Raw genomic sequence first — 733 nt, 5'->3', positions numbered from 1 at the left:
AACCTCGGCAGCGTCGACAACCAGAACGGCGAAATCACCAGCCCGCAAGGCTTCACCTTGGTGGCCGATTCCCTGGACAACCGCCAGGGCAAGCTGCTCAGCGACCAGGCCTTGACGGTGCGCATTGCCCAGGCGCTGGACAACACCAAGGGCCTGGTCTCGGCCAAGGGCCTGGACCTGCATGCCGCCAGCCTCGACAACCGCGAGGGCACCGTCAGCAGCCGCGCCGGCCTGGTGCTGACCGTCGACGGTCGCCTGGACAACCGCCAGGGCACCCTGGTGGGCGACACCGCCCTCAACCTTGTGGCCGCGACGCTGGACAACAGCAAGGGCAAGGTCTCCGGCAAAGGCCAGGGCGAGGTCCAGGCCGACACCCTGCTCAACAACGCCGGTTCGCTGATCAGCCTCGAGCAACTGCGGATCAAGGGCGGTGAGCTGGACAACCGCGAGGCAGGCCTGCTCGGCAGCAATGGCGCGCTGACCCTGGAGGTCGACCGCATCGACAACCGTGGCGGCGAGATCACCGGCAAGGCTGCCGTCGCGGTCACCGGCACCTCGCTGGACAACAGCGACGGCGGCCTGCTGGTCGCCGGCACCGGCATGACCCTGGCGTTGCAATCGCTGCTCAACCGCAACAAGGCGCGCCTCGAGGCCCAGACCGGCCTGACCCTGACCGGCCTGAGCCTGGACAACGACGGTGGCCGCCTGACCAGCCAGCGGGACATGACCCTGA

General features: G+C 68.5%; 1 protein-coding gene. It reads left to right on the top strand.

Annotation, left to right across the window (positions count from 1 at the left end):
- Window positions 1-733, top strand: a 733-nt coding sequence (locus AC3WL2_RS25780) for a hypothetical protein (protein ID WP_492574044.1), incomplete at both ends; no start/stop codon positions are given.

The sequence above is a fragment of the Pseudomonas sp. FW305-96 genome, assembly GCF_058783825.1.
The sequence above is the reverse complement of the archived record's forward strand: the minus strand, read 5'-3'. Positions and strand labels throughout refer to the sequence as shown.